Consider the following 14,253-nt stretch of genomic DNA (forward strand, 5'->3'; position numbering starts at 1 on the left):
CTTTCTTGCCTGAAAACCCTGGCTGAAGCGATTCGATTTACAGTTAATTTGCGGTACATCACTACATAAACGGCTATGACCTGCTACCTTTAAAATACCTGAATGTCAATAGGTTAACTAATGAGATATCATGATAATCCCTTTGATATTGGACGCAATTTAAGGTCATATATAGCCTTGTTGTTCACATGGTTAATTTTAAGGAAAAGAATATGCCTGCAGTAATAGATAAAGCTCTGGATTTTATTGGTGCCATGGATGTATCAGCATCAACGCCAAGTTCTATGAATGAAAGTACAGCGAAGGGAATATTTAAATATTTGCATGATCTGGGTGTACCCGCGAGTGTCGCCGATATTACTGCGCGAGCCGACCAGGAAGGTTGGAATCCTGGATTCACGGAAAAAATGGTGGGATGGGCAAAAAAAATGGAGTCTGGTGAACGTATTGTGATTAAAAACCCAGAATACTTTTCGTCATACATGCAAGAAGAACTCAAAGCACTGGTATGAGTTAATTCTCTATCAGCAAAAATTGATCAGGACGCTTTTGTTGACCACATAAAAGCGTCTTTTTCTTGCCATCATAAACCCCGCCGAATTCACTCAACCAACACAGCTCCGTAAATCTTTGGATCAAACTCTGCTGGCCAGACAGTTCGTTGGTCATAATGCGCCCCGTTAAAACAGACATTCTGAAGATCTGTCCCTGCGAAATTAGCGCCTCTTAAATCGGCAGCGGTAAAATCTGCCCCACAAAGTCGTGCGTGGCTAAAATCAGCAGCAATAGGTCGTGACTGAGCAAAATTACAATTCGTCAGATCGGCGTGGTTTAACCAGGCACACATCAGGGCAGATCGCGAAAGGTTCCCCCCAATAAGGGAAGTTTTGATAAAACTGATATTACGCAGATGCGCATCATTAAACCGTGCACCATCCAGGCACATACCGTCAAAAATGGCACGATGTAAGTTCATGCCGGAAAAATCCCAGCCGATGAGACTATCCGTATCAAGATACAGGACGTCATCCATGACGAAATCGATACGGATCATTGTGTGTTACTCGTCTTCATCTTCAAAACGCGCCACTATCCGCTCGCCGGAATGATTGGCGCGTAACTCTTCGGCTACCAGTGCGATTGCCTGACCGCTGCTCATCCCCTGTGCCATTAATTCCTGAATACGCTCAACGGCTTTTTGCTGCTGTTCATGGGTGAGTGAAGGTAAACCTGCAAACATTGTTAACTCCTGCTAAATTGTTGGCGCTAATTATTTCATGCTACCCGGCACATAGCCAGTAGAGTCAGGACTAATGAAGACATTATCTCCCGCAGTGATTACTTTGCCCTGGCGTCAGGACGCCGCTGAATTTTATTTTGCCCGCTTAAGCCACCTGCCGTGGGCGATGTTGTTACACTCCGGCTACGCCTGTCATCCGCACAGTCGCTTTGATATTGTGGTGGCTGACCCCGTTTGCACTTTAACAACTTACGCCAGTGAAACTGTTTTGTGTAATGGAGAAGCCCGCACAACAACCACTGACGATCCGTTAACAGTACTCCAGCAGGCGTTGGATCGCGCCAATATTCGTCCAACGCATAACGAAGATTTGCCATTTCAGGGCGGCGCGCTGGGGCTGTTTGGCTACGATCTGGGACGTCGGTTTGAGTCGCTGCCAGAAATTGCGCAACGAGATGTCGACTTGCCTGACATGGCGGTTGGTATCTACGACTGGGCGCTGATTGTCGACCACCAGCGTCAGCGTATTTCGCTACTCAGCCATCGTGATGTCAATGCTCGTCTGGCGTGGCTGGACAGCCAGCAAATAGCACCACAGCAAGATTTCCAGCTAACATCCGCCTGGCAATCCAATATGAACCGCGAGCAGTATGGCGAGAAATTTCGTCAGGTGCAGGAATATCTGCACAGCGGCGATTGCTATCAGGTGAATCTCGCCCAGCGTTTTCACTCAACCTATTCTGGCGATGAATGGCAGGCGTTCGTTCAACTTAATCAGGCAAACCGCGCACCGTTTAGTGCCTTCTTGCGTCTGGAACAAGGTGCGATTTTAAGCCTCTCACCAGAGCGGTTTATTCTTTGTGATGGTGGTGAGATCCAGACCCGCCCGATTAAAGGCACGCTCCCACGACTGCCCGATCCTCAGGAAGATAGCAAACAAGCAGAAAAACTGGCGAACTCACCGAAAGATCGCGCCGAAAACCTGATGATTGTCGATTTAATGCGCAATGACATCGGCCGTGTTGCCGTACCTGGTTCAGTCAAAGTGCCTGAACTGTTTGTGGTGGAACCCTTCCCTGCCGTGCATCATCTGGTCAGCACCATAACGGCACGCCTGCCAGAGCAGTTGCATGCCAGCGATCTGCTGCGCGCTGCTTTTCCCGGAGGCTCAATCACCGGCGCGCCGAAAGTGCGGGCAATGGAAATTATTGATGAACTGGAACCGCAGCGACGCAACGCCTGGTGCGGCAGCATTGGCTATTTAAGCTTCTGCGGCAATATGGATACCAGCATTACCATCCGCACGCTGACGGCGGTTAACGGGCAGATTTACTGTTCCGCTGGTGGCGGCATCGTTGCTGATAGCCAGGAAGAAGCGGAATATCAGGAAACTTTTGATAAAGTTAATCGTATCCTGAAGCAACTGGAGAAGTAAGACGTGGAATACCGTGGCCTGACACTTGATGATTTTTTATCGCGATTTCAACTATTGCGTCCGCAAATTAACCGGGAAACCTTAAATCATCGTCAGGCTGCCGTGTTAATCCCCATCGTCCGCCGACCGCTACCGGGCTTGCTGCTGACTCAGCGTTCCATTCATCTGCGCAAACACGCCGGACAAGTCGCATTCCCTGGAGGCGCAGTCGATGACACGGACGCGTCAGTTATCGCCGCTGCGCTGCGTGAAGCCGAAGAAGAGGTCGCCATACCGCCTTCAGCCGTTGAGGTTATAGGCGTGCTGCCCCCTGTCGATAGCGTAACGGGCTACCAGGTCACTCCCGTGGTCGGCATTATCCCGCCTGACTTACCGTATCGCGCCAGTGAAGATGAAGTCTCCGCAGTGTTTGAAATGCCCCTCGCCCAGGCGTTGCATTTGGGCCGTTATCATCCTTTGGATATTTACCGCCGTGGCGATTCGCATCGGGTATGGCTTTCCTGGTACGAACAGTATTTCGTATGGGGAATGACCGCAGGCATAATTCGTGAACTGGCGCTGCAAATTGGTGTGAAACCCTGACTATACTTATCTTTACATCTACAAAACACTACTAGAGACAATCATCGCAATATTAGTTAAATCGCGGTTTTTGATTAGTTTAATTCATGTGAATAGTTAAGCCTGTCGCCGCGTTCCCTCTTACACTATGCGCTGTTATTAGTTCGTTACTGGAAGTCCAGTCACCTTGTCAGGAGTATTATCGTGATTAGTCTATTCGACATGTTTAAGGTGGGGATTGGCCCCTCATCTTCCCATACCGTAGGGCCTATGAAGGCGGGTAAACAGTTCGTCGATGATCTGGTCGAAAAAGGCTTACTGGATAGCGTTACCCGTGTCGCCGTGGATGTTTATGGATCACTGTCATTAACGGGTAAAGGCCACCATACCGATATCGCTATTATTATGGGTCTTGCAGGTAACGAACCTGCCACCGTGGATATCGACAGTATTCCCGGTTTTATTCGCGACGTGGAAGAGCGCGAACGTCTGCTGCTGGCGCAAGGCCGGCACGAAGTGGATTTCCCTCGTGACAACGGAATGCGTTTTCATAATGGCAATCTGCCGCTGCATGAAAACGGCATGCAAATCCACGCTTATAACGGCGATGAAGTCGTTTACAGCAAAACGTATTATTCCATCGGCGGCGGTTTCATCGTCGATGAAGAACATTTTGGTCAGGATGCAGCCAACGACGTCAGCGTGCCGTATCCGTTTAAATCAGCAACCGAACTGCTGGCTTACTGTAATGAAACCGGCTATTCCCTTTCCGGTCTGGCGATGCAGAACGAACTGGCGCTGCACAGTAAGAAAGAAATCGACGAGTATTTCGCCCATGTCTGGCAAACCATGCAGGCATGTATCGATCGCGGGATGAATACCGAAGGCGTATTGCCTGGCCCGCTGCGCGTTCCACGCCGTGCGTCTGCCCTGCGCCGGATGCTGGTTTCCAGCGATAAACTGTCTAACGATCCGATGAATGTCATCGACTGGGTGAACATGTTTGCGCTAGCGGTTAACGAAGAGAACGCGGCGGGTGGTCGCGTAGTGACGGCCCCTACCAACGGTGCCTGCGGCATCGTTCCGGCAGTGCTGGCTTACTATGACCACTTTATTGAATCGGTCAGCCCTGATATTTATACCCGCTACTTTATGGCAGCCGGAGCAATTGGCGCACTGTACAAAATGAACGCGTCTATTTCCGGTGCGGAAGTGGGTTGCCAGGGCGAAGTGGGCGTAGCTTGTTCAATGGCGGCCGCAGGTCTTGCAGAACTGTTGGGCGGTAGCCCGGAACAGGTTTGCGTGGCGGCGGAAATTGGCATGGAACACAACCTTGGTCTGACTTGCGACCCGGTTGCAGGTCAGGTTCAGGTGCCGTGCATTGAGCGTAACGCCATTGCATCCGTGAAGGCGATTAACGCCGCGCGGATGGCTCTGCGTCGCACCAGTGCACCGCGCGTCTCGCTGGATAAAGTCATCGAAACAATGTACGAAACCGGTAAGGATATGAACGCCAAGTACCGTGAAACCTCTCGCGGTGGTCTGGCAATAAAAGTCCAGTGTGACTAATACTTTTCTTTCGCCCATCTGCAACGGATGGGCGAATTTCCCCCGCTTTCTCGTCTGCTGTAAATTTCCCCACTACACTTCCACTGTTGCGTCAGGCGATTGTTGCCATACGCTTACAGGGCGGCCCGCATGCAAAAAGCACAACGGATCATCAAAACTTATCGCCGTAATCGGATGATTGTTTGTACGATTTGCGCACTCTTTACGTTTGTGGCAACACTAAGCGTACGATTTATTTCACAGCGGAACTTAAATCAGCAGCGGGTAGTGCTCTTTGCCAACCACGCCGTCGAGGAATTAGACAAAGTCCTGCTTCCACTTCAGGCGGGTAACAACGTACTGCTTCCCCTGATTGGAATCCCCTGCTCCGTCGCCCATCTCCCCTTACGCAAACAGGCGGCAAAACTGCAAACTGTACGGTCAATTGGCCTGGTGCAAGACGGCACGCTTTATTGTTCCAGCATTTTTGGTTATCGCAATGTCCCCGTTGAGGATATCCAGGCTGATTTACCCGCACCGCAGCCCCTTTTACGCCTAACTACCGACCGCGTATTGATTAAAGACAGCCCGGTATTGATTCAGTGGACGCCTTTACCGGGCAACGGCAGAGATGGCGTGATGGAGATGATCAACATCGACCTGCTGATGGCGATGTTGCTGGAGCCGCAATTGCCGCAAATAAGAACTGCCAGCCTGACGGTGGCCAATCGCCATTTACTCTATGATGTTGGTCTGGTTGATTCTTTACCTCCGCTTAATGGCAATGAACGTTACCAGGTTTCATCGCAGAATTTTCCTTTTATCATCAGCGTTAGTGGACCTGGTGCGACGGCGCTGGCGTTGCACTATCTTCCCAGCCAGTTTCCACTCGCGGTACTGTTGAGTTTACTAGTGGGTTACATCGCATGGTTGGCAACGGCCCATAGAATGAGCTTTTCGCGCGAGATAAATCTCGGGCTGGCGCAGCGCGAATTTGAGTTATTTTGTCAGCCCCTGCTCAATGCAAGCTCGCAGCAATGTATTGGTGTAGAGATATTGCTGCGCTGGAATAATCCACGTCAGGGATGGATCTCACCGGATGTATTTATCCCCATTGCGGAAGAACATCACCTGATAGTGCCGCTTACCCGTTATGTGATGATGGAAACCATCCGTCAACTTCACGTTTTTCCAATGAGCAGCCAGTTCCACATCGGTATTAACGTCGCCCCCAGCCATTTTCGCCGTGGCATATTGTTAAAAGATCTCAATTATTACTGGTTTAGTGCTAACCCGATTCAGCAGCTAATCCTCGAAATTACCGAACGCGATGCCCTGCTGGATGTCGATCACCGCATTGCACGTGAGTTGCACCGAAAAAATGTCAAGTTGGCGATCGATGATTTCGGTACTGGCAACAGTTCGTTTTCATGGCTGGAAACGTTACGTCCCGACGTCCTGAAGATCGATAAGTCTTTCACCGCGGCAATTGGTTCAGACGCAGTTAACTCAACGGTGACCGATATCATTATTGCGCTGGGGCAAAGACTGAATATTGAACTGGTAGCGGAAGGTGTAGAAACGCAAGAACAGGCGAAGTATTTGCGCCGTCATGGAGTGCATATTTTACAAGGGTATTTGTACGCGCAACCTATGCCGCTGCGTGATTTCCCGAAATGGCTGGCGGGCAGCCAACCGCCGCCCGCCCGGCATAACAGACACGTTACGCCCGTTATGCCATTGCGTTAGTGTTATTCGTCTTCATCGTGCGGCGGTTGCTCTTTAACAATGCGAACCAGATCAACACGATAATCATTAGCTTCTACGATGGTAATATGCAGCGGTCCAACATCGATCACGTCGCCTGCGCGAGGAATGTGACCATTTGCAGAAATGACCAGACCTGCAACCGTCGCAATATCATCATCATCGGCAAGGTGCTCAACATCAAGCGCCTGCTGTAAGGCATGTAAGTCTGTACCACCTTTTACCAGCCAGCCATCACCATCGGTAACAATTTCCGGCGTTTCATCTGCATCCGGAAACTCACCCGCAATGGCTTCCAGTACATCCAGCGGTGTAACCAGACCTTGCACCACACCAAACTCGTTGGTAACGATAACAAAACTACCGCGAGCACGGCGCAACACACCCAGCAGATTAATAGGATCGAGGGTTTCCGGAACGATTATCGCCGGAGAAGCCGAAGCAATCGCCGTCACGTCAACACCAACTTCCAGCGCAACCAGCAGTTCTTTGGCACGCACAATACCGATGATTTCATCCAGTTCACCACGACATACCGGAAACAGGCTGTGCGGTGAAGAGAGTAGTTGCTGGCGGATTTCATCAACGCCAAGGTTCGCATCTACCCAACTGATTTCGCCACGTGGTGTCATAATACCGCGCAGAGAGCGTGACGCCAAAGTCAGTACGCCGTTAATCATATAACGCTCTTCTTCGGCAAAGGCACCTTCCGGAACCGGAATTGCCACTGGGTTATCGGCATCGTGCTGAATATTTGCCTGACGTTTCCCCCCCATCAAACGCAGAATGGCATCGGCGGTACGCGCACGCAGCGGTAATGTCGACTGATGGCGAATAAAGTTACGGCGCGCAATCTGGTTAAACACTTCGATGATGATCGAGAATCCAATTGCTGCATACAGGTAGCCTTTTGGAATATGGAAACCAAAACCTTCAGCTACAAGGCTCAGACCTATCATCAACAGGAAGCTCAAACAGAGCACCACAACTGTTGGATGCTGGTTAACGAATCGCGTCAGCGGTTTCGATGCCAGCAACATAACCGCCATCGCAATCACTACCGCAGCCATCATTACCGGCAGATGGTTGACCATCCCTACGGCAGTAATCACTGCATCCAGCGAGAAGACAGCGTCAAGGATGACAATCTGCGTGACGACCACCCAGAAACTGGCATAACCTTTACCGTGACCGGAATCATGATCGCGGTTTTCCAGCCGCTCATGCAACTCAGTTGTCGCTTTGAACAGCAAGAATATCCCCCCGAACAGCATAATCAGATCGCGCCCGGAGAAAGAAAAATCCATTACGGTAAAGAGTGGTTTGGTCAGCGTGACCATCCATGAAATAAGCGATAACAGCCCCAGGCGCATAATCAACGCCAGCGACAGCCCCAACAAACGCGCTTTATCACGTTGTTTCGGCGGCAGTTTATCGGCAAGGATGGCGATAAAAACCAGGTTATCGATACCCAACACGATTTCAAGGACGACAAGCGTGAGCAGCCCCGCCCAAACCGAGGGATCCATTAAGAATTCCATGACAAGCTCCTGCTTAAGGAATAGCTAATCGACGCCAGAAATAATGCAGGCGAAACGAGAAAATACAAACAAAAGGTGCGGCAAAAAATGCCAATAAGGCAGGCGCTATTTGGCCTGATGCTGAAGTGACGTCGGTGACGATCCATACTGCGGGCTGCTGCCCCATACTCCTTGGTTGTTAAACGGGAGTTAAACATATCAGAGAGATCTCTGATTTGGCAAAGATTTACCTTCCTTTGCAAAGGAATGTGACAACATTTTTTACTCTTTCGGAATTTTGTCAATTCAAAGTTAATTTACGGATCTTCATCACATAAAATATTTTTTTCGATATCTAAAATAAATCGCGAGGCACAGGGGGTTTCTGGTTGTAGCCCTTATCTGAATCGATTCGATTGTGGACGACGATTCAAAAATACATCTGGCACGTTGAGATGTTAACAATAATAAGGAGGTAGCAAGTGACCATTGCTATTGTTATAGGCACACATGGTTGGGCTGCAGAGCAGTTGCTTAAAACGGCAGAGATGCTGTTAGGCGAGCAGGAAAACGTTGGCTGGATCGATTTTGTTCCAGGCGAAAATGCCGAAACGCTAATCGAAAAGTACAACGCTCAGTTGGCAAAACTCGACACCACTAAAGGCGTGCTGTTTCTCGTTGATACATGGGGAGGCAGTCCGTTCAATGCTGCCAGCCGCATTGTCGTCGACAAAGAGCATTATGAAGTGATCGCAGGCGTTAACATTCCAATGCTAGTGGAAACGTTAATGGCTCGTGATGATGACCCAAGCTTTGACGAGCTGGTAGCTCTGGCCGTAGAAACAGGCCGCGAAGGTGTGAAAGCACTGAAAGCGAAACCAGTTGAAAAAGCCGCTCCAGCCCCCGCCGCAGCGGCACCGAAAGCGGCTCCTGCTCCGGCAAAACCGATGGGACCAAACGACTATATGGTAATTGGCCTCGCGCGTATCGACGACCGTTTGATTCACGGTCAGGTTGCTACCCGCTGGACCAAAGAAACTAATGTCTCCCGTATCATCGTAGTTAGTGATGAAGTGGCTGCGGATACCGTTCGTAAGACACTGCTCACCCAGGTTGCACCTCCCGGCGTAACAGCGCATGTAGTTGATGTCGCCAAAATGATTCGCGTCTACAACAACCCGAAATATGCGGGCGAACGCGTGATGCTGTTATTTACCAACCCGACAGATGTTGAGCGTCTCGTTGAAGGCGGCGTGAAAATCACCTCAGTCAACGTCGGTGGTATGGCATTCCGTCAGGGCAAAACCCAGGTGAATAACGCGGTTTCGGTTGATGAAAAAGATATCGAAGCATTCAAGAAACTGAATGCGCGCGGTATCGAGCTGGAAGTCCGTAAGGTTTCCACCGATCCGAAACTGAAAATGATGGATTTGATCAGCAAAATCGATAAATAACGTATTGCGTTGATTATCAATCAGTTTTCACACTTAAGTCTTACGTAAACAGGAGAAGTACAATGGAGATTACCGCTCTTCAAATTGTGCTGGTATTTATCGTAGCCTGTATCGCAGGTATGGGATCAATCCTCGATGAATTTCAGTTTCACCGTCCTTTAATCGCGTGTACCCTGGTGGGCATCGTTCTTGGGGATATGAAAACCGGTATTATTATCGGTGGTACCCTGGAAATGATCGCTCTGGGCTGGATGAACATTGGTGCAGCTGTTGCACCTGACGCCGCTCTGGCATCTATCATTTCTACCATTCTGGTTATCGCTGGTCATCAGAGCATCGGTGCCGGTATCGCGCTGGCAATTCCGCTGGCAGCAGCAGGCCAGGTTCTGACCATTATCGTTCGTACTATTACCGTTGCTTTCCAGCACGCTGCGGATAAGGCAGCTGAAAACGGTAACCTGACGGCTATTTCATGGATCCACGTTTCCTCTCTGTTCCTGCAAGCAATGCGTGTGGCTATTCCAGCCGTTATCGTTGCGCTTTCTGTTGGTACCAGTGAAGTTCAAAACATGCTGAACGCCATTCCGGAAGTGGTGACCAATGGTCTGAACATTGCCGGTGGCATGATCGTGGTAGTTGGTTATGCGATGGTTATCAACATGATGCGTGCTGGCTACCTGATGCCGTTCTTCTACCTCGGCTTTGTAACCGCAGCATTCACCAACTTTAACCTGGTTGCTCTGGGTGTAATTGGTACTGTTATGGCAGTGCTCTACATCCAACTTAGCCCGAAATATAACCGCGTAGCCGGTGCGCCTGTTCAGGCTGCTGGTAACAACGATCTCGATAACGAACTGGACTAACAGGTGAGCGAAATGGTTGATACAACTAAAACTACCACCGAGAAAAAACTCACTCCGAGTGATATTCGTGGCGTCTTCCTGCGTTCTAACCTCTTCCAGGGTTCATGGAACTTCGAACGTATGCAGGCGCTGGGCTTCTGCTTCTCTATGGTGCCGGCGATTCGTCGCCTCTACCCGGAGAACAACGATGCCCGTAAACAGGCGATAAAACGTCACCTAGAATTCTTTAACACCCAACCGTTCGTGGCGGCGCCAATTCTGGGCGTAACCCTGGCGCTGGAAGAACAGCGTGCTAACGGTGCAGAGATCGACGATGGCGCAATCAACGGTATCAAAGTAGGTCTTATGGGGCCGCTGGCAGGTGTAGGCGACCCAATCTTCTGGGGTACGGTACGTCCGGTATTCGCAGCGCTGGGCGCCGGTATCGCGATGAGCGGCAGTCTGTTAGGTCCGTTGCTGTTCTTTATCCTGTTTAACCTGGTACGTCTGGCAACGCGCTACTACGGCGTTGCATATGGTTACTCCAAGGGCATCGATATCGTTAAAGATATGGGCGGCGGCTTCCTGCAAAAACTGACGGAAGGGGCGTCTATTCTCGGCCTGTTTGTCATGGGGGCATTGGTTAACAAGTGGACACATGTCAACATTCCGCTAGTCGTCTCTCGCATCACCGACCAGACGGGTAAAGAGCACGTTACCACTGTACAGACCATTCTTGACCAGTTAATGCCGGGCCTGGTGCCGCTGCTGCTGACCTTCGCCTGTATGTGGCTGCTGCGCAAAAAAGTTAACCCGTTGTGGATCATCGTTGGCTTCTTCGTCATCGGTATCGCTGGTTACGCTTGCGGCCTGCTGGGACTGTAATACTGTTGTACACTACCGGGGCCTTTTGGCCCCGTTTTTTTATCTGGAGGATTAATGACAATCACGGAACTGGTACTGATTCTGTTCATCGCCGCACTGCTTGCTTTTGCGATATACGATCAGTTCATCATGCCCCGCCGCAACGGCCCCACCCTGCTGGCAATTCCTTTGCTGCGGCGCGGTCGTATCGATAGCGTTATCTTCGTCGGGCTGATTGTCATTCTTATCTACAATAATGTGACCAGTCATGGCGCACAAATAACCACCTGGTTATTAAGTGCACTGGCGTTAATGGGCTTTTATATTTTCTGGATCCGCGTTCCGAAGATCATCTTTAAACAGAAAGGTTTTTTCTTCGCCAATGTCTGGATTGAATATAGCCGGATAAAAGCAATGAACTTATCGGAAGATGGTGTCCTGGTCATGCAATTAGAACAGCGTCGGTTGTTAATCCGCGTTCGAAATATCGACGATCTGGAAAAAATTTATAAACTTCTTGTTTCTGCTCAATAAGTTATATCTTTAGCCAAAGCTATGTGAAGTGTATTTTTAATAACCAGACATAGCTTAGGCTATATTATCTCTTCGATAATTTGTTATTTATTTTAACGTTTCATTGATATATAAATCTAAATGAAAATCGTTATCAACAAAACAATGGAATAATATATCCGCCCATTGTTTTATATTCTCAAAATATGTTAAGGTTGCGCCCTCATTTGGGGAGTAGCCGATTTCCAGACTCCGGAAATGTACGTGTCAACATACTCGTTGCAAAACGTGGCACGTACGGACTGAACATTTTCAGTCAGGCGAGACCATATGCACATCAATCGCTATGCCTGCATGAGCGCGTTTTGTCGTTCATGTGTGCATGTTTGCGGGGGGCGGAGATGTGTTTTATGGATACCCCGGTCAGGACGTTGTCATGAATATCACTGCTACTGTTCTTCTTGCTTTTGGTATGTCGATGGATGCCTTCGCTGCATCAATCGGTAAAGGTGCCACCCTCCATAAACCGAAATTTTCTGAAGCCCTGAGAACCGGCCTTATTTTTGGTGCCGTCGAAACGCTGACGCCGCTGATCGGCTGGGGTATGGGCATGCTGGCTAGCCGCTTTGTCCTCGAATGGAACCACTGGATCGCATTCATCCTGCTGATATTCCTCGGCGGAAGAATGATTATTGAGGGTTTTCGCGGTGGAGATGATGAAGATGAAGAGCCACGCCGCCGTCATGGCTTCTGGTTGCTGGTGACTACCGCGATTGCCACCAGCCTGGATGCGATGGCTGTTGGTGTAGGTCTGGCCTTTTTGCAAGTCAACATTATCGCAACCGCGCTGGCAATTGGTTGTGCAACGTTGATTATGTCGACATTAGGGATGATGATTGGCCGCTTTATCGGTCCGATTCTCGGAAAAAAAGCGGAAATTCTTGGCGGACTGGTGCTGATTGGCATCGGCGTCCAGATCCTCTGGACGCACTACCACGGTTAATTTGTTCGCTGCCAGAGGTGAATATTAAAGTCCGTCTGGCAGTCGAATACTTCTTTTGCCACCAACGTTTGCCAGACATCTGGCTTCGCACGCCAGGCAAACGGCGTCATCTGTAACAACGCGACGGCTTCATCGCCGCGAAGACGCATCGGATACCGCAGTTCATCGCTCTGCTGTAATACAAAACCTTCCAGTTGTTCAGTATGGGGTGCATGCAGAAGTACTTCGTCGTAAATCAGCCCTTTCAACTCTATTAAATGTCGTGGCCCAGGGGTAACGGTAATTACCCACCCTCCCGGTTTGACGACACGCGCTAACTCTTCTGCTTTGCATGGCGCGTAGATGCGAATAATGGCATCCATACTGGCATCGGCAAAAGGCAGACGGTGGCTGGAAGCGACACAAAAGGTAACCTGCTTATAGCGTTTCGCCGCTGCTTTAATTGCCACCTTAGAGACATCAAGACCAAAGATTGTCACTTCTGGTAATGCATCGGCAAAAGCATGAGTGTAATACCCTTCCCCACAGCCAATATCCAGCACCGCGGTTGCGTGCTCATTAAGGCATTCACGCAATTGAGCGACTATCGCATCACGAAGCGGCTGGTAATGACCGGCATCTAAAAAAGTACGTCGCGCCTGCATCATTTCCGCGCTGTCGCCTGGATCGCGGGATCGTTTATATTGAACGGGCAGCAAATTGACATATCCCTCTTTCGCCATATCAAATTGATGCCGCTGGGGACAGATATAGCTATTTTTTTCAAGCGATAGAGGCTGATGGCAAAGTGGACAGGAAAACGACATGAAAACTCCGGCAGGATACTAAATGCCGCAAGTGTAACGCGAATCGCGCTGCGGGCAAATATTCGAAGGCCGGAAGCGAGCATTTAACAAAGTAAAAAGCCTCGCTTTACGACGAGGCTTTATAGCGAGATTGAAGTGCGTTAACACTTCAGATCAGTGAATTCGATCAGATAGCGGTTACGTTAACAGCTGCCGGACCTTTCTGGCCGTCCTGAATTTCGAACTCAACGTTCTGGCCTTCGGCCAGAGTTTTGAAACCATTACCCTGGATAGCGGAGAAGTGTACGAACACATCTTTGCTGCCATCAGCCGGAGTAATGAAGCCAAAACCTTTAGACTCGTTGAACCACTTAACCTGACCTTTAATCTTTGCCATTTGAAAAATTCCTTAGATTGTTTTCTTCGCCCGCAGGCATTACAGAGATAAAACTGACACATTACTGCTTGAGGCACTAATATAAGGTTCGGCAGAGAAGCGGTATTCAACGACAACGTGTTTACTCAGGACTTCTTTACTGAAAATGCCACACATAAACAGAACTGTACCTCGTTTAACCCAAAGCTGTTATCACATACAACGTTAATTATGGCAAGCCATTTTTAAACATGTCTCGATCAGCTGCACAAATCTCGATACGCCTTCCAGTTTTTTTGCACATTTATGCAACGGAATGCGTGTCGATATATCGAGACACTTAAG

17 protein-coding genes are annotated in these 14,253 nt (G+C 49.4%); 10 read left to right on the forward strand and 7 right to left on the reverse strand.

Features of this window, described 5'->3' with window-relative positions:
* Positions 1-212 precede the first annotated feature (212 nt).
* Positions 213-512, forward strand: a complete 300-nt coding sequence (locus H9644_RS04235) for a DUF1889 family protein (RefSeq protein ID WP_064529232.1) — start codon at positions 213-215, stop codon at positions 510-512.
* Between the two features lie 89 nt (positions 513-601).
* Here H9644_RS04235 and H9644_RS04240 read toward each other — a convergent pair whose 3' ends face one another.
* Complete coding sequence (locus H9644_RS04240) at positions 602-1,054, reverse strand: pentapeptide repeat-containing protein (RefSeq protein WP_191773383.1); 453 nt, start codon at positions 1,052-1,054, stop codon at positions 602-604.
* A 6-nt stretch (positions 1,055-1,060) separates the two neighbouring features.
* Positions 1,061-1,240, reverse strand: coding sequence for a YoaH family protein (locus H9644_RS04245; protein ID WP_000457334.1), 180 nt, complete (start codon positions 1,238-1,240; stop codon positions 1,061-1,063).
* 73 nt (positions 1,241-1,313) lie between these two features.
* Between H9644_RS04245 and pabB the strand changes: the two genes are divergently transcribed.
* The 4 genes from pabB to H9644_RS04265 all read left to right on the forward strand — a co-directional run bounded on the left by pabB (position 1,314) and on the right by H9644_RS04265 (position 6,533).
* Positions 1,314-2,675: an aminodeoxychorismate synthase component 1 gene (gene pabB, locus H9644_RS04250; protein WP_191773385.1), complete on the forward strand. Its 1,362-nt coding sequence runs from the start codon at positions 1,314-1,316 to the stop codon at positions 2,673-2,675.
* A gap of 3 nt (positions 2,676-2,678) precedes the next feature.
* Positions 2,679-3,257, forward strand: coding sequence for a CoA pyrophosphatase (locus H9644_RS04255; RefSeq protein ID WP_191773387.1), 579 nt, complete (start codon positions 2,679-2,681; stop codon positions 3,255-3,257).
* Between the two features lie 183 nt (positions 3,258-3,440).
* Positions 3,441-4,805: an L-serine ammonia-lyase gene (sdaA, locus tag H9644_RS04260; protein ID WP_000624293.1), complete on the forward strand. Its 1,365-nt coding sequence runs from the start codon at positions 3,441-3,443 to the stop codon at positions 4,803-4,805.
* Positions 4,806-4,934: 129 nt separating this feature from the next.
* Positions 4,935-6,533, forward strand: a complete 1,599-nt coding sequence (locus H9644_RS04265; protein WP_191773389.1) for an EAL domain-containing protein — start codon at positions 4,935-4,937, stop codon at positions 6,531-6,533.
* Positions 6,534-6,535: 2 nt separating this feature from the next.
* Here the strand turns inward: H9644_RS04265 and yoaE are convergent, their stop codons facing one another.
* Entirely contained in the window at positions 6,536-8,092 is a 1,557-nt protein-coding gene (gene yoaE / locus H9644_RS04270; protein ID WP_191773391.1) for a CNNM family cation transport protein YoaE, read from the reverse strand.
* Entirely contained in the window at positions 8,080-8,238 is a 159-nt protein-coding gene (locus H9644_RS21770; protein WP_274540053.1) for a protein YoaL, read from the reverse strand. Before H9644_RS21770 ends, yoaE begins: the two co-directional genes overlap by 13 nt.
* Positions 8,239-8,553: 315 nt before the next feature.
* Here H9644_RS21770 and manX point away from each other — a divergent pair, with 315 nt between their 5' ends.
* The 5 genes from manX to mntP all read left to right on the forward strand — a co-directional run bounded on the left by manX (position 8,554) and on the right by mntP (position 12,747).
* Positions 8,554-9,525 (forward strand): PTS mannose transporter subunit IIAB, encoded by a 972-nt coding sequence (manX, locus tag H9644_RS04275; RefSeq protein WP_064529240.1) that lies wholly within the window; start codon positions 8,554-8,556, stop codon positions 9,523-9,525.
* 62 nt (positions 9,526-9,587) lie between these two features.
* Complete coding sequence (gene manY, locus H9644_RS04280; RefSeq protein ID WP_064529241.1) at positions 9,588-10,388, forward strand: PTS mannose transporter subunit IIC; 801 nt, start codon at positions 9,588-9,590, stop codon at positions 10,386-10,388.
* A gap of 12 nt (positions 10,389-10,400) precedes the next feature.
* Positions 10,401-11,252 (forward strand): PTS mannose transporter subunit IID, encoded by an 852-nt coding sequence (gene manZ / locus H9644_RS04285; protein WP_001516270.1) that lies wholly within the window; start codon positions 10,401-10,403, stop codon positions 11,250-11,252.
* Positions 11,253-11,306: 54 nt separating this feature from the next.
* A complete protein-coding gene (locus tag H9644_RS04290; protein ID WP_191773393.1) occupies positions 11,307-11,765 on the forward strand; it encodes a DUF986 family protein in 459 nt (152 codons plus the stop codon).
* Positions 11,766-12,180: 415 nt separating this feature from the next.
* A complete protein-coding gene (gene mntP, locus H9644_RS04295) occupies positions 12,181-12,747 on the forward strand; it encodes a manganese efflux pump MntP (protein ID WP_064529244.1) in 567 nt (188 codons plus the stop codon).
* Here mntP and rlmA read toward each other — a convergent pair.
* The 3 genes from rlmA to H9644_RS04310 form a co-directional block, all read right to left on the reverse strand.
* Entirely contained in the window at positions 12,744-13,553 is an 810-nt protein-coding gene (gene rlmA, locus H9644_RS04300) for a 23S rRNA (guanine(745)-N(1))-methyltransferase (protein ID WP_191773395.1), read from the reverse strand. The two genes, mntP and rlmA, sit on opposite strands and share 4 nt — an antisense overlap.
* A gap of 166 nt (positions 13,554-13,719) precedes the next feature.
* On the reverse strand, positions 13,720-13,929 hold the full coding sequence (gene cspE / locus H9644_RS04305) for a transcription antiterminator/RNA stability regulator CspE (protein WP_001062678.1): 210 nt from the start codon (positions 13,927-13,929) through the stop codon (positions 13,720-13,722).
* A gap of 39 nt (positions 13,930-13,968) precedes the next feature.
* Entirely contained in the window at positions 13,969-14,085 is a 117-nt protein-coding gene (locus H9644_RS04310; RefSeq protein WP_064529246.1) for a DUF2627 domain-containing protein, read from the reverse strand.
* Positions 14,086-14,253 lie beyond the last annotated feature (168 nt).

The sequence above is a fragment of the Escherichia whittamii genome, from assembly GCF_014836715.1.
Classification (GTDB): domain Bacteria; phylum Pseudomonadota; class Gammaproteobacteria; order Enterobacterales; family Enterobacteriaceae; genus Escherichia; species Escherichia whittamii.

Excerpts from the sequence above, each read along its gene's own strand:
- H9644_RS04235 (WP_064529232.1), top strand. The coding sequence starts at position 213 with ATGCCTGCAGTAATAGATAAAGCTCTGGATTTTATTGGTGCCATGGAT.
- H9644_RS04240 (WP_191773383.1), bottom strand. The coding sequence starts at position 1,054 with ATGATCCGTATCGATTTCGTCATGGATGACGTCCTGTATCTTGATACG.
- H9644_RS04245 (WP_000457334.1), bottom strand. The coding sequence starts at position 1,240 with ATGTTTGCAGGTTTACCTTCACTCACCCATGAACAGCAGCAAAAAGCC.
- pabB (WP_191773385.1), top strand. The coding sequence starts at position 1,314 with ATGAAGACATTATCTCCCGCAGTGATTACTTTGCCCTGGCGTCAGGAC.
- H9644_RS04265 (WP_191773389.1), top strand. The coding sequence starts at position 4,935 with ATGCAAAAAGCACAACGGATCATCAAAACTTATCGCCGTAATCGGATG.
- yoaE (WP_191773391.1), bottom strand. The coding sequence starts at position 8,092 with ATGGAATTCTTAATGGATCCCTCGGTTTGGGCGGGGCTGCTCACGCTT.
- H9644_RS21770 (WP_274540053.1), bottom strand. The coding sequence starts at position 8,238 with ATGGATCGTCACCGACGTCACTTCAGCATCAGGCCAAATAGCGCCTGC.
- manY (WP_064529241.1), top strand. The coding sequence starts at position 9,588 with ATGGAGATTACCGCTCTTCAAATTGTGCTGGTATTTATCGTAGCCTGT.
- manZ (WP_001516270.1), top strand. The coding sequence starts at position 10,401 with ATGGTTGATACAACTAAAACTACCACCGAGAAAAAACTCACTCCGAGT.
- H9644_RS04290 (WP_191773393.1), top strand. The coding sequence starts at position 11,307 with ATGACAATCACGGAACTGGTACTGATTCTGTTCATCGCCGCACTGCTT.
- mntP (WP_064529244.1), top strand. The coding sequence starts at position 12,181 with ATGAATATCACTGCTACTGTTCTTCTTGCTTTTGGTATGTCGATGGAT.
- rlmA (WP_191773395.1), bottom strand. The coding sequence starts at position 13,553 with ATGTCGTTTTCCTGTCCACTTTGCCATCAGCCTCTATCGCTTGAAAAA.
- cspE (WP_001062678.1), bottom strand. The coding sequence starts at position 13,929 with ATGGCAAAGATTAAAGGTCAGGTTAAGTGGTTCAACGAGTCTAAAGGT.
- H9644_RS04310 (WP_064529246.1), bottom strand. The coding sequence starts at position 14,085 with ATGTGTGGCATTTTCAGTAAAGAAGTCCTGAGTAAACACGTTGTCGTT.